The organism is Acinetobacter apis (assembly GCF_900197575.1).
GTDB classification, from domain to species: domain Bacteria; phylum Pseudomonadota; class Gammaproteobacteria; order Pseudomonadales; family Moraxellaceae; genus Acinetobacter; species Acinetobacter apis.
In genome coordinates this window covers 91,615-115,178 of record NZ_FZLN01000002.1, presented here as the reverse complement: position 1 = coordinate 115,178, position 23,564 = coordinate 91,615, and the positions used below count along the sequence as shown (strand labels likewise).

Genomic DNA, 23,564 nt, shown 5'->3' with positions numbered 1-23,564 from the left:
TTGTTATCTTATTTAAGTTCGTATAAAAACTTATCTTCTCAATCTAAGAAGATAACATTGTGTGTCAAAGTTCTACCATTAAGTTTGTTGATGATACCATCAGTTGCTGTACATAGTAGTGATATTGAAATTTATAAAACTGCGGAAAGTATACCAACATTAATGATGATGCTTGATATTTCTGGCAGTATGAGCGCATATCAAGTAGGTACCGATGCATGTGATCCACCAACAGGTTATCGTATCAGCAGCACCGATACAAATATATATCAAGAAAGTGGAACAACAGAGCGTCCTTATGTAAGAGTATATTGTCAGGGAGAAACCACAACACTACAAAGAAACTATTACATTAAAGTTGAGCAAAAGTATTACAGAGGTTTTTTTGGATTATTATACGCTGATGGCCCACCCATCTATTATCAGTGCGGAGTTACAGGTCGATCAACTTTAATTGAAGATTGTAAGATTGTTTTAACACGTACACCAAATTTACGACCTTATAAATTTACGTCTACTGGCACCGTAAATTTAGTCAACACGACATATTATTATCTTGATGAAACAACACCTGAAAAAATTTATGACCGTATCACTAAAGTAAAGGATGGGATGTATGATTTGTTACAAGGATCAGATTCCATAACACCTTTATCTGATGAAAAAGTGATTGGTTTGTCTAATTTTTCTTATAATGCAGATGGTCGGCGAGGCTATGTGAGTGTTCCTGCGAGACGTTTAGATGATGTCGTCAGTACGAATGGTCGACAAACAATTACACAAAGGGATACGTTATTAACAGCAGTTGCGAATTTAGTGGCACGAGGTGGCACACCGACAGCACATGCATATGCTGAAACTGCTGCTTATTTAATGGGTACTACAACTGTAGGTGCAACATATAGCGGTTTTACCTCTTCTGCTTCAAATACAAGAAGTGGTACAAACTACGTTAAACCAGCCTCATTAAGTGCAGATAATGCATCATGTTCAAGTCAAGGTATTTATGTATTAACTGATGGTGAGCCAAATAACTCAAGTACAGCGCTTGCAAGAAACATTATGCAACCTGCTTTAGGCAGTAAGCAATCAGGTTTAACTTGTACTTCTTCACTGTTGTCAGCAGGTACTAGTGATACAAGTGCGTGGTTGTGTATAGCAGACTTTTCTCAGTTATTACTAGATAAAAATAAAAATCCGCTAGGTCGTCAAATTAAAACAGCAGTTGTTGGTTTTGGTAAAGATTTTCAATCAATTCCATCATACGATAAAGGCAAGAGTGAAGCCTTCAATATTGCGTCAATTGATGCATCTACGGGAAGTGTAAATGTAAAAAATACTGCAAAATGGGGAATATATGCTAAAGGGCGGTGGTATTCTGGTACAAACTCAAAGGATGTAGTTGATAGTTTTAAAGCATTTGTTAATGAAGTGGATCCAATTCCACCCGTGACTACAGGTGCAGCAACTGTACCGTCTGACAACTTAAACCCATTGGCTTTGGTCAATAAAGCATATTTTTCTCAGTTTATACCAACGCCTGATAAAAATTTTCAACTATGGCTTGGGAATCTAAAACTTTACAAAGTTACAAATGGTGTTTTGAAAACAAAAAATAATTTAGATGTTTTGAAAGATGGTTTAATTATAAATCAATATGATGAATGGGCAGAAAGCGAGAGAGATGCTGTGGGTGGTACAGCAAAGAATCTTCCTTTGAGACTAACTGGCGACAATTTGAATCGAACAATTTGGACAGATCGAGCTATTACAGCAGAAGGTGTGAAGACGGACGAAACGAGTTTAAGAAAATTAAATCTAACACTTGTAACCAACTCATCAGGTGCAACAAGTGATCCTGATCGAGGTTACCTATTATCTGCACTAGGTTTTGCAGTTGATTTGAATGGGTTACCAAAAAATTTGGCACAGCTTAAACAGGTCGCAGAATTAAGACAAATGGGTGCATTACTCCACTCATCACCTATTTTGTTAACCAATCAAGGAAAAGTGCAGGTAAGCTCAGGTAAAGTTACTACATCAAATCGAGAAGATTACGTTTTGTTTGGAACAACACAGGGTTTGTTACATGTAGTAGATGCAGGAACAGGTATTGAGAAATTTGCATTTTTACCGAATGAAATGATGAATTCACAGAAAAAAGCTTTTTTGTTTAATGAAATGGTAAATGGTGGAATAAGTAATCTATTTTATGGCATCGATGCACCATGGACGAATTATACAGAATATGTGACCAAAAATAGCTCTACAGGCGAAGTGACGGTCGGTACAGGTGAAAATAACACTCAGGGCAAGCAATATGTATATGGTGGGCTGCGTATGGGAGGAAGAAGTTATTATGCGCTCAACCTTTCAGATATGAATAATCCGTCAATTTTATTTCATATTGATCCACAAACACAGCGTATTTACTCAAAAAATACTGATGTATTTGGAACACTTTACCCTGAATTACAATATATGGGGCAAAGCTGGTCTAAGCCATCAGTCAACTGGATTCGATGGAATAATGAAAAACGCTTGGTCATGTTCCTTGGTGGTGGCTATGATGCGGGTGGAAGTGATGGTAATGGAGTTCTTGAGGGGGAAGAAAAGCGTTATGAGGGCTATGAATCTGCAACATATAATCAGACCAATAAAAAAGGTGCTGGGGTATATATGTTCGATGCAATCACAGGGCAATTGCTGTGGTGGACAGGCGCAAATGCAACCAAAGACAATACTAGTGCAAATGTAAAATATACGACAGCACCTAATATGGAATATAGTGTGGTTAGCCAAATTAGAACGGTAGATCGTAATTTAGATGGATTAGTTGACCATTTATATTTTGGTGATTTAGGTGGCCAAGTTTGGCGTATTGATTTAAATAATAGTGCGCCTTCATTGGATTTATTTGCTAAGGAGCCGGTAAGATTATTAAACTTAAATAATCGTCAATATAGTCCACGCTTCTATGAAATGCCTGCCTTTTCTATTTATAGAGCTGCTAATAGCTCAGTATTTGCAGCAATATCTGTAGGCTCTGGAAATCGTAGCTCACCGTTATTTACCACAACGAATTCTAGTTACTTAGACGACAGTATTTATAATATTTTTGACCGAGATGTTGCACGTAGTAATTTATTTGATACGGTGAAATCTGAGGGTTCATCTACATATACGTATTCTGCTGCTGCTAAAACCATGGTTAGTCAAGATATTAGTTTAAAAAGTTCAAATGCTGCAACTAAAATGGTGCCATTCAAAGATGCAAATACATCAGCATCAGGTGGCTGGTATTATGCTTGGAAAAGTCCGACTAATGGCTTGCAGAGCGTAAAAGTTATTCAAATGCCAATTGTTGTAAGTAATGATTTATTTGTACCTACATTTAATAGTGCTGCATCAGGTATTGCTGGGGCTTGTGGTGGGGGTGTTCAAGGACAAAGTAGAGTCACTTCATTTTGCATGCCTTATGGGAAATGTTCACTATCTAATAACTATGACTCAGAAGAAACTTTAATTGGTGCTGGTTTAGTTACAGCATCAGTGACTGGTGATCCAACGAATACTGAAACAAATGGAAGTACTGTGACTGGTGGTTCTGGTAGTCGGGTATTCTTAAATCAAGCTTATAATAGAAATAATAAATTCTTTATTAAAGCTTGGCGTGAAGTTAATCCTTAAGGTGATTAATAATGAATTATCAGAAAGGATTTACATTGATTGAATTGATCGTTGTTGTAGTAATTATTGCCATATTTATGGCAATTGCTATCCCAAGTTTTCAGCAATCTGCACGTCAAAACAATGAAAGCCGTGCTATACAGTCTATACAACAGGTTAGCTTGCTGCTGGAGCGGTATAAGGCAAGAAATTTTACCTATCAAGGTTTTAATGAAGTATTAGTTGCACCTCAAGGGTATAACTTAATTCTGACTGATGACCAAGGAAATGCCTTAAATAATGCAGCTAGCACAGGATCAACTTGGTCATTGATTGCTCAAAATACAACATCTGATACACGACAAGCTTCTATGCTGATAACCAATAAAGGTGTGCGTTGTAAAAATACTGCGTTTGCTAATATCACGAAAACAGATTGTGGTACAGGAGGAGAAACATGGTAAAAGATCAAGGGTTCACTTTAATCGAAATGTTGGTTGTGATCGGGATAATTGGGGTTCTGGTTGGAATTGCTTATCCCTCATATGCGAACTATATGGTAAGTGCTAATCGTGAAGATGTAAAAGTTGAGTTGACTCAGATAGCATCAAAGTTGACATCCTATCAACAAGTTAATCATTCTTTTAGTGGTGCTTCTCTTAATTCTAATGGACAAATTACATCAGTGGCTACGGGGAATAATAGATCAAATTATCCACGTCAAGGCACGCCTTTGTATACCATAGAGTTAGCTGTGACTACAGCAACGTCTTATACTTTGACGGCAACTCCAATTGCAAGAGGGCGTCAAGATGGAGATGGTGTAGTGTGCTTAGATAATTTAGGGCAAAAGTTTTGGCAAAAAGGTGTAGGAGTCTGTACTTTAAGCTCAACATCAACATGGGACAATTAGGTTTCTAAATTGTTTTTACAGAATAAGCGACATATTCATCTTTCACTTCCTGTGAATATGTCGTAAAATGTTCGCCTTTTAGGTTCAGCCGAATCTAAAGAGCTTCATTAACATGTGAGAGTATGAACATGGTCGTAATTCGTCTAGCACGCGGTGGTGCTAAAAAACGTCCGTTTTATCAAGTTGTCATTGCTGATAGCCGCAATGCACGTGACGGTCGTTTCATCGAACGTATTGGTTTTTTCAACCCAACAGCTCAAGGTCAAGCAGAGAAACTTCGTTTAGATGTTGATCGCTATGCACACTGGGTTGCTCAAGGTGCTCAACCTTCTGAGCGTGTTGCTGCTTTAGCGACTCAAGCTAAAAAAGCTGTTGCTTCAGCATAAGTGGTAAATTGCCCATGAAACCAGCACAGAATGTACCAGAAGATCGCATTCAGATTGGACAGCTACGTTCAGCTTATGGCTTAAATGGGTGGCTTTGGGTGTATTCAAATACAGAGCCCATGAGCAATTTGTTTGACTATCTGCCTTGGTATGTAGAAACCAAAGATGGTTGGCAAGTCATGGATGTCAAACGTTGGAAACCACATGGTAAAGGCTTGGTTGTTTCGCTAAAAGGTGTGAGTGATCGCACAGCAGCAGATGGTTTAGTCGGTGCAAATGTTTGGATTTCAAAGTCGCAACTTCCAAAAGCAGGCGTAGATGAATATTACTGGTCAGATTTAACCGGATTAACCGTTTTAAGTCTTGATGAGCAAGAACAAGATATTAATCTTGGCGTCATTTATGAGTTGTTTGAGACAGGAGCAAACGATGTGATGGTGGTTCATGCAACCCCAGATAGCGTTGATTCTGAAGAGCGAATGATTCCGTGGCATAAAGATGTTGTACAACACGTTGATTTAGATGCTGGTCGAATTTACGTTAATTGGGGCGTAGATTATTAATCTTTTTAAAACAAGTAATTGGAAATTGAGGAATCTGTAATGTTTTTTGCAGTCATTACACTTTTTCCAGAAATGTTTGAAGCGATTAGTGCACATGGCATCAGTGGACGTGCGGTAAAACGCGAGATTGTGCAGATTCACTGTATCAATCCACGTGATTTTGCTGAGGGCAGCTACCAAAGAGTGGATGAACGTCCCTATGGTGGTGGTCCAGGTATGGTCATGATGGCTGAGCCATTGGCGAAAGCAATCCTGCATGCCAAAACGCTTGCAAAGCAAGCAGGTTGTATCAACTCACCTGTGGTGTATATGTCTCCACAAGGTAAGACACTTCATGAAAATGAAGTACATGGCTTGATTGAATATGATGGTCTCATTGTACTTTGTGGACGTTATGAAGGTGTTGATGAGCGTTTAATCCAATCGTATGTCGATCAGGAATGGTCAATTGGTGATTACGTTTTATCTGGTGGTGAGCTTCCTGCGATGGTGTTATTAGACAGTTTAATTCGGCGTTTGCCCAATGTGATGTCTGATGAACAATCGGCTGTGCAAGACTCTTTTGTGGATGGTTTATTAGATTGCCCACAATACACTAAGCCTGACCATTTTGAAGGTTTAGCTGTGCCTGATGTATTAAAGTCAGGACATCATGGCAATATTGAAAAATGGCGTTTTTTACAGCGATATCAGCGTACACTTGAACGCCGCCCTGAACTGGTGGAACAAGTTGAGTTGAGCCCGCAGCAAAAAAAATGGCTGAAAGATTTAAATACTTAAATTTATTTAAGTTCATGATATAGGCTCTTTATGCATTCTTTTAATCAAGAAGAATGATAAAGGGGAAGATAAACGGGTTGATATGCGCCATAGCCTCTATCCCCAGCGGTCATTGAGTTAAATCTCAACCGTATTCTTGGAGATTCCCACAATGAGTGGTAAACATCCTTTAGTTCAAGCTGTTGAAAATGCACAATTAAGATCAGATATTCCTGCATTTGCACCAGGTGACACAGTAATTGTACAAGTTAAAGTAAAAGAAGGTGATCGTGAGCGTCTTCAAGCATTTGAAGGTGTTGTGATTGCGAAGAAAAATCGTGGTTTGAATTCAGCGTTCACAGTACGTAAAATTTCAAGCGGTATCGGTGTTGAGCGTGTGTTCCAAACGCATTCTCCAATCGTTGCACGTGTTGAAGTGAAACGTCGTGGTGATGTTCGCCGTGCTAAATTGTACTACTTACGTGAGTTGTCTGGTAAAGCTGCGCGTATTCGCGAAAAATTACCTGCTCGTAAAGCAAAATAAGCTTTTTCGAGTAAGAAGAAAAAAATGCGCTGAGTTAAGCGCATTTTTTTTGTTTTTAAGAATGCTTTAAAATGATGGTGATAAATTGACTTATTAATAAAAACCATTAAATTCATTCAATCCTTATGCAGTGATTTGTTAATATAATTCGTCTTTTTATCGTGGTATCAAGTATGTCTGCTGTACAAAAAAAAGTGCAACGCCGCCGAATTCATGGTGTATTTTTACTGAATAAACCATTAGGTTTAAGCTCAAATACTGCATTACAAAAAGTTCGTCGTTTATTTCGGGCAGAAAAAGCAGGACATACCGGTGCATTAGATCCTTTAGCGACAGGGCTACTTCCTATATGTTTAGGAGAAGCAACCAAATTTTCGCATTACTTACTTGACTCAGTAAAACGTTATCAAACAACGGTAAAGTTGGGCGTTACCACAGCCACAGGAGATGCTGAGGGTGAAGTGGTTGCAACGCAAGTTATACCTGATTTAAATGAGGCATTGATTGAATCTGTATTAGAAAAATTCAGAGGCGATATTGAACAAATCCCACCAATGTATTCAGCATTAAAAAGAAATGGTCGTCCACTCTATGAACTTGCACGCCAAGGCATTGATGTCGAGCGAATTGCACGTCCCATCACTATATTTCAATTAAAGCTGCTCTCATTTACCGCGAATAGTCTGACACTTGATGTGACATGCTCTAAAGGCACTTATATTCGTGTTTTAGGTGAGGATATTGGCGATGCTTTAGGTTGTGGTGGACATCTCACAGCTTTACACCGTACTGCAACAGGACATTTTGATTTAATACCCGAATATACACTTGAATATTTAGAAAGTTTAACTGAGCTTGAGCGTGAAGCATTATTGTTACCAGTATTTGAACCTATTTCGTATTTTACACAAGTACAAATACCAGAAGGACGAGCAAGTTACTTTTCAAATGGATTAGAAAGCAATATCGACCATGCGGCAGCAGAACAGGTTTTGGTATTTGATGGCGAGCTGTGCCTTGGGTTGGCGGAAATTACGGATAAAAAGCGTTTAGTACCTAAACGCGTTCTCAATTTAAAATAAGTGATCAAATATGGATATATGGACCCTTGTAACTTTAATTGGATTTGCATTTACGGCAGGGGCAATTGATGCTGCTGTGGGTGGTGGTGGATTAATTCAGATCCCTGGTTTAATGAGTACTTTTCCTCAAATGCAGACCGCAACAGTCATTGGAACCAATAAGCTGTCATCAATTTTTGGTACAGCATCTGCAGCATATACATTTCTAAAAAAAGTATCTTTGCAGTGGAAATTACTTACCGTAATTGCAATTTGTGCCTTAATTAGTTCATTTGCAGGTGCAGCTTGCTTATCTATGATTCCACAGTCAATTTTACGTCCTTTTGTTTTAGTGATGTTGATTGTGATTGCAATTTATACCTTTGCAAAAAAGGATTTTGGTCAGGTCCATGCACAATTGGAAATCACCACCAAGTTGCTTATTTTTGCTGGGATTGGCAGTCTATTGATTGGTTTTTATGATGGAATTTTTGGACCAGGGACAGGCAGTTTTTTTATTTTCTTTTTTATTCGTGTTTTAGGTGTTGATTTTTTACATGCATCAGCTTTATCTAAAATTGGTAACTTCATGACCAACTTAGCAGCGCTTAGCTTTCTAATACCAACAGGACATGTATTGGTTGGTATTGGTTTAATGATGGCTGTTGCAAATGTTATTGGCTCAGTTGTTGGTGTCCGAGTGGCGTTAAAGTATGGAAGCGGTTTTGTAAGAAAAATCTTTTTAGTACTCGTCACAGTGCTTATTTGTCGCATCGGTTATCAAACATTTGCTGGATAACGAAAAAAAATGGCTGATTTATTCAGCCATTTTTTGTTGTCGATGTTCTTTTAATGTAATTCCAATAGAGGCCATCATAATTAAAAATAAAGACAGCCATTGTAGTAGCGTTAAATATTCATTTAAAAAGATAAAACCAGACAATGCAGCAAGCACAGGCGATAAACTTGAAAGTGTGCCATAACTCATGCTTGATAATTGTTTTAAAGCGAGCAGATCAAGTGAGTAGGGAATGGCTGTGGCTAAAATTGCGATCAGCAGTGCTTGAGGCCAAAATTGAATTTGGATGAGTGCTTGAGGATGATGGCCAATGCCAATTGGTAATAAAAACAACACAGATAAACTGATGGCAATAGTGAGTGCATGCATACCAATATTTTGTTGTACAACACGCTGACCAAAGTAAATATATAATGCCCAACATAATCCTGCACCAAGTGCACAGGAGGCGCCAAAAAAAGAGAATTCAAGTTGATTAAGCATGGTCCAAGGCACCATCAATGCAATACCCATGCATGCAAGCAAAACCCAAAACAAATCATTTTTGTGTTTTATGGATAAAAAAGCCAATCCTAAAGGACCAATAAATTCCAAACCAACAGCAATGCCTTGAGGTAATTTTCCTAATGAAACATAAAATAGGGTATTCATTAAGCCGAGTGCAAAGCTATAGCATAATAAATCACGCCATTTCAACTGCGAGAGTTGCGATAAAATACGCCAAGATTTAAAAATAATTCCAACAATAATTGCTGCAAAACCAAGCCGAAGAATAGTAACAGTAATGGGATCTAATTGTTCGATCAGTTGTTTTGCCATGGATGCACTGAGTTGGTAAGACACCATAGATAACAGCATACAGAACACTGCCATAAAGTATGTATTGGGCATAAGTAACTTTCTTCAAATTTATTGAGAAGATGAGTGGTTAGGTATATTTCGTCCACTTTATAGCAATCTATTGTACGTTGCATAAATGATTAAAGCGGCAAAATCTTTCACAAGAGATACTAAAGCTTTTTACTAGAAATTTGAAACTTTGGTAATGTAATAAAGGTTTTAATGGAGCAAAATTAAAACAATAGCTGAAAAGTACATATTAATATCGAGTTACCCACAGGAAATATATTTTTAAAACAAGTCCTAGTATGTTCACTTCGACGAATTAATACTTTTTGAGTGTTTGCTATTAAATAATTGAATGATCAATATGGTTGATATACCAATGTGACCTATATTAGCCTCTATAAAGTGTGATAAATATAGATAAATAATAAATAAGTGTGATATAATTCAATTTATATTTGAGTATAGTCATTAAAATGGCTGCTCAACAGCAGTGTGAATTGTGATAGTAAGAAAATTTTGTTGTTTTGGCATATTTACAATCAGCTCATCAGAGCGCCTTAGCATATGCATGATACTTTGGTCACGGATGGATAGGCATTGTACTTAGTGTATGCCATCACATCATTCGCATAAAACTTTTATGTTGAGACTAGACGTATATTTTGAAATGAGATGATCTCAAATTTAGTGAATTTTTCATTCAACTGGGTATTTAAATCAAAAAATTAAATCAATTATTAGTTGTTTATAGATAAAAAACAGCCGACTGATGTTCATAGAGTGATAGTTATTTTCAAGCGTAGACTCTGTTAAACGCTTTCTTGGGTAGAGTATTAAAATGAATATTGAGCAGTGGCTTGATCATTTAAAGTATACAGCAACGCCTTCTTTTGAAGAATGTCTTGATGTATTAGGTCCATATTTTCCAGCACTTTATAAGTTAGAAGAGACCCCACAAGATCCAAAATGGCATGCAGAAGGGAATGTTGCTATTCATACGGCATGGGTCTTGTCAGAAGTATATCAATTATTAAGTACACATCCGCTTTCACCACAAAAGCGCCAAGCATTGATTTTAGGCGCATTGTTACATGATATTGGTAAGCCTGCGACAACAATAACGTGTTCTGAAACAAATCGGATTAAATCTCCGAATCATGAACAAGCTGGAAAAATTTACTTAGTCTTTCGATTGCTTGAATTGAATTTAGATCAATCTGTTTATTTAGAAATTCTTGAACTTGTAGGCCAACATCAAAAGCCAAAGTTTCTTGTTATTCGTAATCTTGCACATCAACATTATTATAAGTTGATAAGAGACTGTGATTTTATGCAGCTGTATTACTTAGAAGTTGCAGATATGAAAGGCAGAATTTGTGATGATTTAGACTTACAATTGATGTATTTAGAGGAATTTAAAGCTATTTGCCACAGCTTGATGGAAAGTCAGCAACAAGATATTGAGGTCGATGAATTATCGATGTTGAAAGGTCGTTTTGGTTTATGTGAAGGGTATGTCACACATGTGAGTGAGTTTACATCTCGGTATAAGTTTACCAATCGTCCAGGCTCTTTAACATTATTATGTGGTGTTATTGGGAGTGGTAAGTCAACTTATATTTCAGGAATTAAAACTAAAAATACAGTGGTGATAAGTTTAGATGATATTCGTGCAGAAGTTTCTTTTAGAGCGGATCAATCACAAAACAAAAAAGTACTTATTATTGCGAATGAACGATTATTACAGGCTTTAAGAGAGAATAAAGATGTGATTTGGGATGCAACGAATACAAGAAAAGATTTTCGAGATAAATTGATCAATGTTGCTTTGAACTATCATGTCTTTGTGAACATTGTAGTGATCTTAAAATATGAATCTACCATTCGCTTGCAAAACAAAAAAAGAGCAATGCCTGTGCCTGATCATATTGTTGATCAACAAATTCAACGTTTTCAGCTTCCTACTCAATCAGAAGCACATCAGGTCACATATTTAATCCACTAATTTTAAAAACATATTATGAATTATACACATGAGCACTTCTAACAAATGGGTGACTCAAATTGAAAACTAATTTAGGTCGTATATTGTGATTGTAAGTAAAAAGTATAAGTATCCTCGAACACGGCATATGCCGTTTAGTCCTGGTGCCACGTCAGATGATAAAATGCTGACAGAGCAACAGTTTAATAGTTATTTTTTAAACACAGATATTCTTGTCACTGAAAAATTAGATGGGGAATGTTCTACGCTCGCTCGCAATTATATGCATGCGCGTAGTCTGGATAGTAATTATCATCCAACACGGGATTGGTTAAAACGATTTCATGCTGAAATAGCACACAATATCCCTGATGGATGGCGGATTTGTGGGGAAAATATGTTTGCTACACATTCTATTTCTTACGATAACTTGGCATCTTATTTCTATGGTTTTTCTATTTGGGATGAAAATAATATCTGTTTAGATGTTAAAACAACGAAAGATTGGTTTGATTTACTAGGTATTACTCATGTGCCAATCATTAAACAATTAAATATAGGAACAGGGTTATCAACTATATTAAATGAAATTTCTAATCAAGTGGTTAAAGCGGGCCAAGAAGGTATTGTGATTAGAAATATAAATGCTTTCCATTACGATGATTTTGCTCAAAATGTAGCAAAGTACGTGAGAGCCAATCATGTACAATCATCAACACATTGGATGCATGCAGCAATCAAAATGAATCATTTAAAACAAAGTGATGAAAGTTAATTCACTTATTATGACATGAATATATTTACTGAATAACTAAAGAGTTACTTTGGATGATTAAGTGCTTCAGTTATGGGTTAGCTTAACTTATAAATTTGACTAGACAGGGTACAAATTAAAAAAGCTAAGCGATTATATGGTAATTATCGCTTAGCTTTAAGTTTAGATATAGCTTATTTATTAGAACAATACACGAACACGAATTGTACCAACAACTTGATGTAGCATATCAAGTGCTTCTTTTGATGCTGATGCATCAACGTCAACCACTAAGTAGCCTACATCACCTTTGGTCATTAAAGACTGACCTGAAATGTTGATATGTTGTTCAGCAAATAGGGTATTAATTTTTGATAATACGCCTGGTATATTTTTATGAATATGCAGTAAACGATGTTTACCTGCCGCAAGTGGCATTGCAATTTCAGGAAAATTCACAGCAGATAACGTCATCCCTTTATCTGAATATGCAATAAATTTATCTGCTACTTCAAAACCAATGTTAGCTTGCGCTTCCATGGTTGAACCACCCACATGCGGAGTCAAGATAACATTGTCTAAACCGCGTAATGGAGAGATAAATTCTTCATTATTACCTTTTGGCTCTTTTGGAAATACATCAATTGCAGCACCCGCCAAATGACCTGATTTTAAAGCATCGGCCAAATCTTCAATCACAACACATGTACCGCGTGCTGCATTTAAGAAAATGGCACCTGGTTTCATTTGATCGAACTGTGCTTTGGTAAAGAAGTTACGTGTAGATGGTAAATCAGGCACATGCAAAGTAACGACATCTGCTTCACCAAGTAATTCATCAAGTGAACCAACTTGGCGTGCATTACCCATTGGTAATTTAGTCACTGTGTCATAATAAATGACATGCATGCCTAGGTTTTCTGCAAGTACAGACAATTGAGAGCCAATTGATCCATAACCGACAATACCTAAAGTTTTACCACGTGTCTCAAATGAGCCAACGGCTGTTTTTTGCCAGCCGCCACGATGACACTGCATTGATTTTTCAGGAACGCCGCGCAGTAAAAGAATAGATTCAGCCAAAACCAATTCAGCCACAGAACGTGTGTTTGAAAATGGTGCATTAAATACAGGGATACCACGGTTCATGGCTGCATCTAAGTCAACTTGGTTGGTTCCAATACAAAAGCAACCAACAGCAATTAGTTTTGGTGCAGCCTCAAAAATCTCTTCAGTCAGTTGAGTACGAGAGCGTATACCAATGAAATGCGCATCTTTAACAGCATCTTTTAAGGCATCGCCTTCAAGTGCAGTTTTATGCGTTTCAATGTTGGTATAACCTGCAGCATGGAGTGCATCAATTGCGTTTTGATGAATGCCTTCAAGTAACAAAAAGCGAATTTTATCTTTATCGAGAGAGAGATGTTGGCTCATTACGGCTCCGCTAGAAAGGCCAAATGTTGGTCGCAGTATGATAACATATTGCGTAACAACTTGTTTATTTCTTGCTGGATTTGCCAAGATGAATACTGCCGTACAATTATCGTCCGATTTACTCCATGAACTCACCAATATTGTTGGTGAAAATCGAATAAAAACTGATACTACCAGTTTGCAAAGTTGGGGGAGTGATTACACCAAGCACTTTGAACCGAATCCATCAGTGATTGTTTTTCCATCAAGCACTGAGCAAGTTCAAGCCCTCGTTCAGTTTGCCAATCAACATCATATTGCCATTACTCCCTCAGGTGGTCGAACTGGATTATCTGCAGGTGCTGTAGCAAGCCAAGGTGAAATTGTGCTGAGCTTGGATAAAATGAATCAAATTTTAGATTTTTATCCTGCAGATCGGATGGTGCGTATTCAAGCAGGTGTGGTTACTGAGCAGTTGCAACGTTATGCAGAAGAACAAGACATGTATTATCCAGTAGATTTTGCATCTGCTGGATCAAGCCAAATGGGTGGAAATATTGCCACCAATGCAGGCGGAATTAAAGTCATTAAATATGGTATGACACGTAATTGGGTGCTGGGTCTGACGGTTGTGACAGGGAAAGGGGATATTCTTCATATTAATAAAGGCATGATTAAAAATGCAACTGGTTATGCATTACAGCATTTATTTATTGGTGGTGAAGGTACGTTAGGTATTATTACGGAAGCCGAAATTAAGCTTGAGCGTAAACCACATGATTTACAAGTGATGGTATTAGGTGTTCCTGATTTTGATGCAGTCATGCCAATTCTGCATGCATTCCAAAGTAAAATTGATTTAACTGCCTTTGAGTTTTTTGGTGAATTGGCGATGCAAAAAGTACTTGACCATGGTCATGTACAGCGCCCATTTGATACAGAATGTCCATACTATGTTTTGCTTGAGTTTGAGGCGCCTTATGAGCCAATTATGGATCAAGCCATGGAGATTTTTGAGCATTGTATGGAGCAAGAATGGGTACTTGATGGCGTACTCAGTCAAAGTTTAGAGCAAGTAGAAAGTCTATGGCGTTTACGTGAAGACATTTCTGAATCAATTGCACCTTATACACCATATAAAAATGATATTTCAGTACTCATTACGCATGTACCTGCCTTTATCAAAGAGATTGAGGAGATTGTACAAAGTAACTATCCTGATTTCGAAATTTGTTGGTTTGGTCATATTGGTGATGGAAATCTTCATTTAAATATTTTAAAACCGCATGATTTATCAAAAGAAGAGTTTTTTGCTAAATGCCAAGTTGTTAATGAGCATGTATTTAATACAGTTAAAAAATACAATGGTTCTATTTCTGCGGAACACGGTGTTGGGATGACTAAAAAACCCTATTTACATATCACACGCAGTGCTGAAGAAATTGAATATATGAAAGCATTAAAGCAAATTTTTGATCCCAATTTAATTATGAATCCGGGTAAATTATTCGATATTTAACTAAATAAAAAAGAGCGACTGTCGTCGCTCTTTTTTATTCTTAATGTTATATGCTTAAATTGCTTCAGTACGCTGAATGAGCCATGCTTTTGCATCGCCTTCAAGTTCATCTTCAAGTGCTGTTCTGACTTGCGCGTGGTATGCATTTAACCATTTACGTTCAGACGCATCGAGTAAATCGACCAAGATGCAACGTGTGTCAATTGGGCATAAAGTTAAATTTTCGAATTTTAAAAATTTACCATAGCTATATTCATCACCACCTGCATAGACATTCACCACAAGGTTTTCAATTCGAATACCCCATTCTTCTTCGCGGTAAAGTCCAGGCTCATTGGATGTGACCATACCTTCATACATACCTACATTGGCACTGATTGGTGCATAATGTGTAATGCTTTGCGGTCCTTCATGAACATTAAGTGCAAAGCCTACGCCGTGCCCAGTACCATGACGGTAATCTAATTGATGTTGCCATAGTGGTTGGCGTGCAATTGGATCTAGAAGCGGTGCAGCAATGCCTTCAGGGAATGCAGCTTCTGCCAAGGCAATATGACTTTTTAATACCAGTGTATAATCAAATTTTTGCTCTTCAGTCACATCACCCACAGGGACGACACGCGTAATGTCTGTAGTACCGTCATTATATTGACCGCCTGAGTCAATTAATAATAAACCGTTGCCTTGAATATCTGCATAGTCGTTTTCTGTTGCACGGTAATGCGGTAAGGCACCATTGGCATTAAAACCTGCAATAGTTGGAAAGCTTGGGCCGTTGAAGCCATCTTGTTGTGCACGAAATTGCGTGATTTTCTCATCAATGGTCAATTCACTGATCGCTTCATGATTGGCAAGTGCTTTTTCTAACCAAGCAAAAAAGTGGCTCAGTGCAATACCATCTTTTTTCATGGCATTGCGGATGTGATCAATTTCACTTGGCTCTTTACGTGCTTTAAACAGCGTGCTTGGATTAATTTCTTCAACAATTTCTACATTATCTGCAATTGCATGGCCATGGTAAATGGTGACGCGTGCAGGGTCGATCAAAATACGGCTAATTTCCAATTGGGCAAGAAAACGACCTGTATCCTCATAAGGACGGATTTCGATACGTTCTTGATCTAGCAACTCTCTGACTTCAGCTGTGATTTTCTCATCATCAATAAAAATGGTTGTGGTTTTATCATTAGCTATATAAAGATGTGCTAAAAACACAGGGTTGTAATCGACATCTTGACCACGGAAATTTAGAATCCAAGCGATATCGTCTAAGCTTGAAATAAAATGGCCATCAATACCGTGTTCATTGAGATAACCACTGACCTTAGTGATTTTGTCTTTACGTGATAAGGCATTTAGACCATCTTCCATCGCATAAATAGGCGCATTAGGCAGAGGAGGGCGGTCTGACCAAATCGGAGTAATTAAGTCTTTAATGGTGTGCAAAGCAATGTCATATTCTCGAAGCGCTGTAGATAAGCTATTAAACTGTGACAGTGATAAAGCACGCCCATCAATAGAGACAATATCGTTACTATTAAGTTTATGTGTTAGCCAAGAAATATAATTTGATTCAGGCTCTGAAGTGAGCTTTTTAACAGCAATATCTGTGCCTTGTAATTCTTTTTCTGCTTGGATCCAATAGCGTGCATCCACCCATAAACCCGCTTCTTCTTCTGTGACAACCAAGGTACCTGCTGAACCGGTAAAACCACTGAGCCATTCGCGTGCTTGCCAATGCTCAGGTAAATACTCTGATAAATGCGGGTCTGCACTTGGTACAATATAAGCCGCGATATGATGCGATGTCATTTGCTCGCGGAGTTGTTTTATTTTTTCATTGGTAGATCGTACTTGTGTCATAAAAATCAACCTTTACCCTAAATTCTGTGAATCGCTGATTTGGTCAGCATTAAAAAATAAAATGATTAATTATAATTAACATGATTTTGCTTGATAGTCACTTTATCATTCGATCGTTATTTCAATAAGATACACCGATATTTTTCATTCGTCTAATCTCAGCAAGTAGGTGATTTGTGTCCTTTGCCGAAAAAAGGTTGATCTTTAAAAGAATGTCTAGATTCGATCTTTGCGTGGAAATATGCTATGTTTCGCACTTTATTATGCCTATATAGCATTGTCTGTTCATTGACCTCAGCATCAATGCACTTAATTTAAAGATTGAGGCATATTGTGATGTTTCAAGATCAGATGTCCCCATAATCATGTACAACACATGTGTTTTTTTGATCGATCATCAATTAAAGCATGCTCTGTACCTTAGTTATTTTAGATAAACATGCAAAATACTTACGCAAAAACATTAAATCGAAGCACATTAATGTTTCCACTGGCTTTGGTTCTCTTTGAGCTGGCAACATATATCTGTAATGATTTAATTCAACCTGCCATGTTACCAATTACGCAGCATTTTGGCGTAAGTACTACGCTTGCACCTTCAGCAATGTCACTTTATTTGCTGGGGGGCGCATGTGTTGCATGGTTATTTGGACCACTATCTGACCGTTTTGGTCGTAAAAAAGTCTTGCTGTCAGGCGTACTGTTTTTTACAGTCTGCTGTATTTTAATTCTATTTACTCAAAGCATGACACAGTTCTTGTTGCTGCGGTTTTTACAAGGCGTGGGATTAACCATTGTTTCAGCAGTGGGATATGCTGCAGTACAAGAGTCATTTCAAGAGCGTGATGCTGTAAAAGTTATGGCGTTAATGACTAATATTTCATTGCTTGCACCATTACTCGGCCCTGTACTCGGCGCTTTCCTAATTGACCATATTTCATGGCATTGGGGCTTCATTTTTATTGCCATTATGTCATTAATCAGTTGGTATGGTTTAAAACGTGCCATGCCTGAAATCCCGCCATCACATCAATCACAATCTTTGCTTGAATTGTTTAAAGGCTTTAAAGCTGTTTATGCAGATCATCACTTTTTAAGTTTAGCGATTGCATTGCCAATGGTGGTGTTGCCATTGATGTTATGGATTGCGATTTCTCCGATTATCTTGGTGGATGAGCTAGGTTTAACTAGCCTACAATATGGCTTATTCCAAATTCCTGTATTTGCAGGATTGATTCTAGGCAATATTGTTTTAATTAAAATTGTGGATCGTTATCCGCTAGGTAAAACTATTTTTGCAGGCTTTCCAATTATGTTGGCAGGTGCATTGATTGCAGCAGTGGGCTTGTTCATTCCATCATTGTTATTGCCTTTATTGTTAATTGGCTTAACTTTAATTAGTTTTGGTGAGGGGATTGCTGTATCAGTGGTGTTCCGTACGGCGTTTTCATCTTCAGACCGTCCTAAAGGTACAGTGGCTGCATCTATGTCGATGCTAAATATGCTGTGTTTTTTCTCAGGCATTGAGATTGTTCGTGTTTTATATAGCCATTTCCATATAGCAGCTTATATTGTCGCGAGCATTGTTATTATTTTAACGTGGTTTACTTTCCCGCGCCGTGCATTAATCCAAGAAATGCAAAAGCGTGAATTGGCAGAATCAAATACATCTTCAGTATAAAATTTGGATGTAAAAAAAGAGGCTATGTGCCTCTTTTTTTATGAATCAAATTATTTAATTACGCCACAAGCCAAACGACCACCGCCACCGCCAAGTGGGCTTGGTGTGTCTGAATAGTTGTCACCACCTGCATGCACTACAATGGCATGGCCTTTGACATCAGCAAGTTTTAAGCGCGGTGCAATGGATGTTTCTTTGACATAGCCTGCTTGGTTGGCAGTTAAGTATGGAAGATCACCTAAATGCCCACTCAGTGGCGTACCATGATGTTCTGCATGATTGGTATTCAAGTGACTGCCTGCGGCAAGTGCAGGACCAACTTGACCATTTTTTGCAGTTGATTCGCATGATGCGAATTCATGGATATGGAATCCATGTGGACCTGCCGGAATCTTTTTCAAGTCCGTGCTAAGTTGTAAGCCGCGTGGGGTGTCTTCTAGGGTGACTGTACCAATTTTTTCACCAACACCTTGCGCTGATACAGCATACACAGCAACATGTTCTTTATGGTTGTGATGAGATAGTTTTTGGTAATGTTCATGAATGGTTGAACAGCCTGTAAAGAGCAGACCGCTTAAACCGCATAGTCCCGCGAGTTTTAATATATTATTCATTATTAGTCATTTTCCGTATTTTATTTAATGTGCTTTACCTTCATGAGCATATGTTTTTATTTAAAAAAATATAAGCATGAGAGTGTAATAACTTTGTTACATTCAATGACAAATATCGGTTTATGATTCAGGTGGTTGATACGGCTGAGATTCAGGTTCATTAATCCATTCACGCCAAATTGCAAGCACAATAGCCAAAATGACAGGACCAATAAAGACCCCAATTAAACCAAAACTGGTAATTCCACCAAGAACACCAAACATGATCAATAAAAATGGTATTTTTGTTTTACCTGAAATCACAATCGGACGAATAACATTGTCTGAAGTACTGACAATGCCGAAGCCCCATACCAATACAGCAATGGCTGCAACTACGCGGCCTTGTGAAAATAGCCATAATGCAACACTGCAATAAGAAATTGGTGTACCAAATGGGATCAGTGCCAAAACAAAAGTGACTAAAGTAATGACCACAGGGTTAGGTACACCTGCGACAAAATAACTCAGTCCTGCCAAAATAGCTTGTACTAAGGCCGTCAAGCCAATCCCGTACACCACAGCGCGTGTGGTATCAGAAATGGTTTCAATATAATGATTGATTCGTGTACCAATAACTTTTTGTAATGCAAAGTGAAATTGGTTTAATAATGATTTCCCATCGCGGTAAAAGAAAAATAAACACAATAAGGTGAAACTTAATTTCACAATATTACGGCTGATTTCACCGACAACGAACCGTCCATAATTTAAATGACTTTGCAACCAAGCAAAAATATTTTGCGTGAGACTCTCAGGATTACTATTAAAATTAGTAAGAATTTTTTCTGCTTCAGGGCCGATGACTGGCAAATGCAAAATATAATCAGGTAGGCTTAAATTGCCTGACATAATTTGATTTTTAACTTGGAAATAGAGGTTTTGTCCCTCTTGCTGCACTGTAATAATACCGAATGCAATTGGTAACCCAATCGTAAAAATGATCAGTAACAGCATGATAGATGCATTTAATGTATGACGCTGTGGACCACATTTCTTTCGGATCCACTCATAAATTGGCCATGTCATATATGCAATAATGATTGCCCAAACCACGGGAATAATAAAATATTTTAAGACACTAAAACTTAAATAGATGAGTATCAGTATCAAACTGAGCAATAAAATACGATGCAGTAATCCTGGAATATAGCGTTGCACGGTCGTCTTAATATCCTGATGGTTTGAGCCAAAAAACGTATAATTGTTTCATGTCATTATTATTGAGGATCATGGTTATTTAAAACCACTTGGTTTCATCTTCAATAATAGCATCTAAAAGAGGTTGCCATTGTTTTTGAATGTCAAGATAACGCTTTTGATGTTGATCAAAAATACTCAAACCTTGCATTGCCAATTGTCCGTAGGCACTACGTTCAGAAATCCAAACCACGGGTTCTTGCTCAATTTTTTTGAAGAATTCTTGAAATTCAGGCGATTTAGCACTGTTATATTTTACACGGTTTGCAACCAACAAAATTTCGACCTTGCCTTTACGAATACGTTTAATATCTTTTAGGCGTTTAAGGAATGATTTGGTGCTGTGTAAATCAAAAAATGAAGGCTGTAATGGGGTAATAATAGCATGGCTTTCACTAATGAGCTGTTCCGCATGTTCACCTGAAACAGCGCCTGGAGCATCGATGACCAAATAATCAATATGGCTTGGTGCTTCGCCAATTGATTTTTCATTACGCCAATCTAACGTCATGATTTTAAACGCAGTCGATGGCCGTTGCTTGGTCCAATGTAACGTCGACTTTTGGTTGTCTGCATCGGCAATGGCAACTTGGTAGCCTTTGGCTGCTAAAGCAGTAGCTACCGTAATGGCGGTATTTGTTTTGCCACAGCCACCTTTTTGGTTCGCGATCAATATTGTTTTCATGAGGTATCTGAGTGGTTTATGCTTTTTACACTGTAACATTTTTATATGTCTAAAATATACTAATGTGTCTATCATCATGAATTGTTTTATTCAATAGATTCAACGTCATTATTTGGAAAACTTATGTCAGGCTGGATGATTTTTATAATCGGGTTATGTTTTGGTGGCTTGATCAGTACATGGATCCTTTCACACACACGAAATGGGAAAATTAAAGCAGAGTACGAGCACTATATTGCTCAGCTTCAGCTAGAACATGAGCAGGATTTAGAAATGGCACAAAAGCGCAGTGTGAATGCTAGCCGAGCCATTTTAAAAGGTAAGCTTGCCGAACAATTTGCACCGATGTTTCCTGAATTTGAATATTTACCGGCTGATGCAAAATTTATGGGCGATCCTATCGATTATGTGGTATTTAATGGATATACCGAGTTCCGTGATGGTGTGGGTACCATTGATGATATTGAAGTCATTTTTATTGATATTAAAAGTGGTCATGCCAAACTAACAGCAGGTCAAAAAGCAATTGCTTATGCCATTCAAGCAGGGCGTGTACGTTTTGAAACAGTTCGGATCGAGTTGTAATCTCAGAAAATGAGAATAACTTGATCGTGTTGTACAGAACCACTACTTAAAATAAAGCCATTGTTACCTAGTTTTTGGTTTATCTGTATACTATAGATATTATTCTTGGTTGTATGAATAAAGGTTTTTTATGCAACGTATATTATTAAGTTTCATTTTTTTGTTTGGTTTTACTAGTCAGGTTTTTGCATCACAACTCGATGTAACTTACAATGTTGCCCGAGGATTACCAATTTTGGCACAAGGTCAATCCATTGATACCTTAAAGCCATTTGAAGGTGAGTTTAGAATTTTAAGCACCAAGTCATATACAAATGACATTCAAGCAAAATTTTCACCCATTGACTATGCAGTCAGTTGGGGGTTATTTGCAGATCCAAGCATTGCAAAAAACATTCATGTACGTCAATACGACCGTTTTTTGAATTGGCAAATGAATCAGCTGCCTGTACCACCAAAAATTGCCATGCAAATGGTGTCAAATATGCACATCATTCCTGCGAACCCTGAAATCGCTAAACAAATTCAGCGCGCAAGTCGTGGTGATTTGATTCGACTAACAGGTGAACTTGTTCAGGTGAAAGATGGTAACATGGTTTGGCGTTCATCTCTGACCAATACTGATGGTGGCGAAGGTGGATGCGAGTTATTCAGAGTTCATTCTATTCAATGGATAGAAAAATCAAATATTTAATTCATGCAATATTGAGAAAATAAATGTTTTTAACCCCGTATCTACATCAACTCGATTGAATGAGTGGGCTTGAGTATGAAGTTAATATTCAGAATAGGCGTATTGATCGGTGCTTTAACTTTGATGAATTGCTATAGCGGCAATCAATCTATAGATGGCAAAACGCATGTTTTTACCTTAAAGCGAAAATGCCCTGTACTTTTCAAAATGAAAGTCGGACAGAGCCTTATGTTTCATGCGCCTGAGAATGTGAGTACTGGGTACACATGGAGTGTGGCAAAACCATTGCAACTGTTTCAAGTTGATCAATACGAGCAAAAAGCCAAGCATCATGCCAATGCAGATCACCCGATGCTTGGTCAAAATGCTGAAAAAATATATCAATTCGAAGCCATCAAAGAAGGGGAAGAAGCCATCGAATTAATCCATGCCCGTGCATGGGAAAAAGACATGGAGCCCACTGACTCGTGGTTATGCCGAATTAAAGTCAGTTAATTTAAGGTTTTAGTGTCGCTTCCCACGTAGAAATTTCTTGATGTGCTCTGACTAAAATCTCTTTATTGGCAGGTAGTCGATACGCTTGGCTATCGACAGTATGCTCATTCACTTGCTGTTTAAAATACATTGCTTGATGCGACCAATATTCTAATAATAACGCTTGTATGGATTGTCCTCTTTTTGTTTGTAATTCAAGATCATTTAACATATTGACGGCTGCCAATGCCTGAGTAGCTTGCTGCTGGGTAATATAAGCAGGTGCAAGCATATTTTGCTGCTTAAGGGCTTGAATTTCTTCTGCTGTGTGTTCAGTCAATACTTTAAATTCAACCACAAAGGATTGTAATTGTATTAAATCATCACGCGCTGGTGATGCAGTATGAAGCATAGGTGTTTCGACTTCATGAGTATGTGGGTGTGAATGTGCCTCTAAGGCATCGGCAGGAGGCTGCTTTGTACAAGCACTAAGCGCAATCAGACACACAATGCTAA

Annotated in this window: 23 protein-coding genes; 16 read left to right on the top strand and 7 right to left on the bottom strand. The window is 37.8% G+C overall.

The annotated features are described in order from the left end of the window. Positions 1 to 90: 90 nt before the first annotated feature. From CFY84_RS07085 to CFY84_RS07045, 9 genes are all read left to right on the top strand, one after another. Positions 91 to 3,690 carry a pilus assembly protein gene (locus CFY84_RS07085; protein WP_171289057.1) on the top strand — a complete coding sequence of 1,200 codons (3,600 nt, stop codon included), beginning with the start codon at positions 91 to 93 and terminating at the stop codon, positions 3,688 to 3,690. An 11-nt stretch (positions 3,691 to 3,701) separates the two neighbouring features. Continuing rightward, positions 3,702 to 4,133: a prepilin-type N-terminal cleavage/methylation domain-containing protein gene (locus CFY84_RS11375; protein WP_088823522.1), complete on the top strand. Its 432-nt coding sequence runs from the start codon at positions 3,702 to 3,704 to the stop codon at positions 4,131 to 4,133. After that, positions 4,127 to 4,582 carry a type IV pilin protein gene (locus CFY84_RS07075; RefSeq protein ID WP_088823521.1) on the top strand — a complete coding sequence of 152 codons (456 nt, stop codon included), beginning with the start codon at positions 4,127 to 4,129 and terminating at the stop codon, positions 4,580 to 4,582. The genes CFY84_RS11375 and CFY84_RS07075 overlap by 7 nt, the downstream gene beginning before the upstream one ends. 128 nt (positions 4,583 to 4,710) lie before the next feature. After that, positions 4,711 to 4,968: a 30S ribosomal protein S16 gene (gene rpsP, locus CFY84_RS07070; RefSeq protein ID WP_088823520.1), complete on the top strand. Its 258-nt coding sequence runs from the start codon at positions 4,711 to 4,713 to the stop codon at positions 4,966 to 4,968. 14 nt (positions 4,969 to 4,982) lie between these two features. Beyond that, entirely contained in the window at positions 4,983 to 5,531 is a 549-nt protein-coding gene (rimM, locus tag CFY84_RS07065; protein WP_088823519.1) for a ribosome maturation factor RimM, read from the top strand. A gap of 39 nt (positions 5,532 to 5,570) precedes the next feature. Continuing rightward, the gene (trmD, locus tag CFY84_RS07060; protein ID WP_088823518.1) at positions 5,571 to 6,311 is read left to right on the top strand and encodes a tRNA (guanosine(37)-N1)-methyltransferase TrmD; all 741 of its coding nucleotides are present in this window, start codon (positions 5,571 to 5,573) and stop codon (positions 6,309 to 6,311) included. 151 nt (positions 6,312 to 6,462) lie between these two features. Then, entirely contained in the window at positions 6,463 to 6,834 is a 372-nt protein-coding gene (rplS, locus tag CFY84_RS07055; protein WP_088823517.1) for a 50S ribosomal protein L19, read from the top strand. 173 nt (positions 6,835 to 7,007) lie between these two features. After that, positions 7,008 to 7,916 (top strand): tRNA pseudouridine(55) synthase TruB, encoded by a 909-nt coding sequence (gene truB / locus CFY84_RS07050; protein ID WP_088823516.1) that lies wholly within the window; start codon positions 7,008 to 7,010, stop codon positions 7,914 to 7,916. Between the two features lie 10 nt (positions 7,917 to 7,926). Then, complete coding sequence (locus CFY84_RS07045) at positions 7,927 to 8,694, top strand: sulfite exporter TauE/SafE family protein (RefSeq protein WP_088823515.1); 768 nt, start codon at positions 7,927 to 7,929, stop codon at positions 8,692 to 8,694. 18 nt (positions 8,695 to 8,712) lie between these two features. Here CFY84_RS07045 and CFY84_RS07040 read toward each other — a convergent pair whose 3' ends face one another. Beyond that, positions 8,713 to 9,585: an EamA family transporter gene (locus CFY84_RS07040; protein WP_088823514.1), complete on the bottom strand. Its 873-nt coding sequence runs from the start codon at positions 9,583 to 9,585 to the stop codon at positions 8,713 to 8,715. A gap of 796 nt (positions 9,586 to 10,381) precedes the next feature. Between CFY84_RS07040 and CFY84_RS07035 the strand changes: the two genes are divergently transcribed. After that, complete coding sequence (locus CFY84_RS07035; protein WP_088823513.1) at positions 10,382 to 11,548, top strand: AAA family ATPase; 1,167 nt, start codon at positions 10,382 to 10,384, stop codon at positions 11,546 to 11,548. Positions 11,549 to 11,675: 127 nt separating this feature from the next. After that, a complete protein-coding gene (locus CFY84_RS07030) occupies positions 11,676 to 12,302 on the top strand; it encodes an RNA ligase family protein (protein ID WP_088823512.1) in 627 nt (208 codons plus the stop codon). A gap of 180 nt (positions 12,303 to 12,482) precedes the next feature. On the opposite strand, the gene serA is transcribed toward CFY84_RS07030, so the two are convergent. Beyond that, positions 12,483 to 13,715, bottom strand: a complete 1,233-nt coding sequence (gene serA / locus CFY84_RS07025; protein WP_088823721.1) for a phosphoglycerate dehydrogenase — start codon at positions 13,713 to 13,715, stop codon at positions 12,483 to 12,485. An 88-nt stretch (positions 13,716 to 13,803) separates the two neighbouring features. On the opposite strand from serA, the gene CFY84_RS07020 reads away from it, so the two are divergent. After that, positions 13,804 to 15,213, top strand: a complete 1,410-nt coding sequence (locus tag CFY84_RS07020; RefSeq protein WP_088823511.1) for an FAD-binding oxidoreductase — start codon at positions 13,804 to 13,806, stop codon at positions 15,211 to 15,213. A gap of 54 nt (positions 15,214 to 15,267) precedes the next feature. On the opposite strand, the gene CFY84_RS07015 is transcribed toward CFY84_RS07020, so the two are convergent. After that, positions 15,268 to 17,076 (bottom strand): aminopeptidase P family protein, encoded by a 1,809-nt coding sequence (locus CFY84_RS07015; RefSeq protein WP_088823510.1) that lies wholly within the window; start codon positions 17,074 to 17,076, stop codon positions 15,268 to 15,270. A 439-nt stretch (positions 17,077 to 17,515) separates the two neighbouring features. Here CFY84_RS07015 and CFY84_RS07010 point away from each other — a divergent pair, with 439 nt between their 5' ends. Further along, a complete protein-coding gene (locus CFY84_RS07010) occupies positions 17,516 to 18,757 on the top strand; it encodes an MFS transporter (RefSeq protein ID WP_088823509.1) in 1,242 nt (413 codons plus the stop codon). 50 nt (positions 18,758 to 18,807) lie between these two features. Here the strand turns inward: CFY84_RS07010 and CFY84_RS07005 are convergent, their stop codons facing one another. The 3 genes from CFY84_RS07005 to CFY84_RS06995 form a co-directional block, all read right to left on the bottom strand. Then, positions 18,808 to 19,371, bottom strand: coding sequence for a superoxide dismutase family protein (locus tag CFY84_RS07005; RefSeq protein ID WP_088823508.1), 564 nt, complete (start codon positions 19,369 to 19,371; stop codon positions 18,808 to 18,810). A gap of 120 nt (positions 19,372 to 19,491) precedes the next feature. Then, positions 19,492 to 20,571 (bottom strand): AI-2E family transporter, encoded by a 1,080-nt coding sequence (locus CFY84_RS07000; RefSeq protein WP_088823507.1) that lies wholly within the window; start codon positions 20,569 to 20,571, stop codon positions 19,492 to 19,494. A gap of 79 nt (positions 20,572 to 20,650) precedes the next feature. Next, positions 20,651 to 21,295 (bottom strand): ParA family protein, encoded by a 645-nt coding sequence (locus CFY84_RS06995; protein WP_088823506.1) that lies wholly within the window; start codon positions 21,293 to 21,295, stop codon positions 20,651 to 20,653. Positions 21,296 to 21,418: 123 nt separating this feature from the next. Here CFY84_RS06995 and CFY84_RS06990 point away from each other — a divergent pair, with 123 nt between their 5' ends. The 3 genes from CFY84_RS06990 (at position 21,419) to CFY84_RS06980 (ending at position 23,069) form a co-directional block, all read left to right on the top strand. Next, a complete protein-coding gene (locus CFY84_RS06990; protein ID WP_088823505.1) occupies positions 21,419 to 21,880 on the top strand; it encodes a Holliday junction resolvase-like protein in 462 nt (153 codons plus the stop codon). Between the two features lie 130 nt (positions 21,881 to 22,010). Continuing rightward, positions 22,011 to 22,574 carry a hypothetical protein gene (locus tag CFY84_RS06985; protein ID WP_088823504.1) on the top strand — a complete coding sequence of 188 codons (564 nt, stop codon included), beginning with the start codon at positions 22,011 to 22,013 and terminating at the stop codon, positions 22,572 to 22,574. A 75-nt stretch (positions 22,575 to 22,649) separates the two neighbouring features. After that, a complete protein-coding gene (locus CFY84_RS06980) occupies positions 22,650 to 23,069 on the top strand; it encodes a protease inhibitor I42 family protein (protein WP_088823503.1) in 420 nt (139 codons plus the stop codon). 1 nt (position 23,070) lies between these two features. On the opposite strand, the gene CFY84_RS06975 is transcribed toward CFY84_RS06980, so the two are convergent. After that, positions 23,071 to 23,556 carry a hypothetical protein gene (locus tag CFY84_RS06975; protein WP_088823502.1) on the bottom strand — a complete coding sequence of 162 codons (486 nt, stop codon included), beginning with the start codon at positions 23,554 to 23,556 and terminating at the stop codon, positions 23,071 to 23,073. Positions 23,557 to 23,564: the final 8 nt, after the last annotated feature.

Excerpts from the sequence above, each read along its gene's own strand:
- CFY84_RS07085 (WP_171289057.1), top strand. The coding sequence starts at position 91 with ATGATACCATCAGTTGCTGTACATAGTAGTGATATTGAAATTTATAAA.
- CFY84_RS11375 (WP_088823522.1), top strand. The coding sequence starts at position 3,702 with ATGAATTATCAGAAAGGATTTACATTGATTGAATTGATCGTTGTTGTA.
- CFY84_RS07075 (WP_088823521.1), top strand. The coding sequence starts at position 4,127 with ATGGTAAAAGATCAAGGGTTCACTTTAATCGAAATGTTGGTTGTGATC.
- rpsP (WP_088823520.1), top strand. The coding sequence starts at position 4,711 with ATGGTCGTAATTCGTCTAGCACGCGGTGGTGCTAAAAAACGTCCGTTT.
- rimM (WP_088823519.1), top strand. The coding sequence starts at position 4,983 with ATGAAACCAGCACAGAATGTACCAGAAGATCGCATTCAGATTGGACAG.
- trmD (WP_088823518.1), top strand. The coding sequence starts at position 5,571 with ATGTTTTTTGCAGTCATTACACTTTTTCCAGAAATGTTTGAAGCGATT.
- rplS (WP_088823517.1), top strand. The coding sequence starts at position 6,463 with ATGAGTGGTAAACATCCTTTAGTTCAAGCTGTTGAAAATGCACAATTA.
- truB (WP_088823516.1), top strand. The coding sequence starts at position 7,008 with ATGTCTGCTGTACAAAAAAAAGTGCAACGCCGCCGAATTCATGGTGTA.
- CFY84_RS07045 (WP_088823515.1), top strand. The coding sequence starts at position 7,927 with ATGGATATATGGACCCTTGTAACTTTAATTGGATTTGCATTTACGGCA.
- CFY84_RS07040 (WP_088823514.1), bottom strand. The coding sequence starts at position 9,585 with ATGCCCAATACATACTTTATGGCAGTGTTCTGTATGCTGTTATCTATG.
- CFY84_RS07035 (WP_088823513.1), top strand. The coding sequence starts at position 10,382 with ATGAATATTGAGCAGTGGCTTGATCATTTAAAGTATACAGCAACGCCT.
- CFY84_RS07030 (WP_088823512.1), top strand. The coding sequence starts at position 11,676 with ATGCCGTTTAGTCCTGGTGCCACGTCAGATGATAAAATGCTGACAGAG.
- serA (WP_088823721.1), bottom strand. The coding sequence starts at position 13,715 with ATGAGCCAACATCTCTCTCTCGATAAAGATAAAATTCGCTTTTTGTTA.
- CFY84_RS07020 (WP_088823511.1), top strand. The coding sequence starts at position 13,804 with ATGAATACTGCCGTACAATTATCGTCCGATTTACTCCATGAACTCACC.
- CFY84_RS07015 (WP_088823510.1), bottom strand. The coding sequence starts at position 17,076 with ATGACACAAGTACGATCTACCAATGAAAAAATAAAACAACTCCGCGAG.
- CFY84_RS07010 (WP_088823509.1), top strand. The coding sequence starts at position 17,516 with ATGCAAAATACTTACGCAAAAACATTAAATCGAAGCACATTAATGTTT.
- CFY84_RS07005 (WP_088823508.1), bottom strand. The coding sequence starts at position 19,371 with ATGAATAATATATTAAAACTCGCGGGACTATGCGGTTTAAGCGGTCTG.
- CFY84_RS06995 (WP_088823506.1), bottom strand. The coding sequence starts at position 21,295 with ATGAAAACAATATTGATCGCGAACCAAAAAGGTGGCTGTGGCAAAACA.
- CFY84_RS06990 (WP_088823505.1), top strand. The coding sequence starts at position 21,419 with ATGTCAGGCTGGATGATTTTTATAATCGGGTTATGTTTTGGTGGCTTG.
- CFY84_RS06985 (WP_088823504.1), top strand. The coding sequence starts at position 22,011 with ATGCAACGTATATTATTAAGTTTCATTTTTTTGTTTGGTTTTACTAGT.
- CFY84_RS06980 (WP_088823503.1), top strand. The coding sequence starts at position 22,650 with ATGAAGTTAATATTCAGAATAGGCGTATTGATCGGTGCTTTAACTTTG.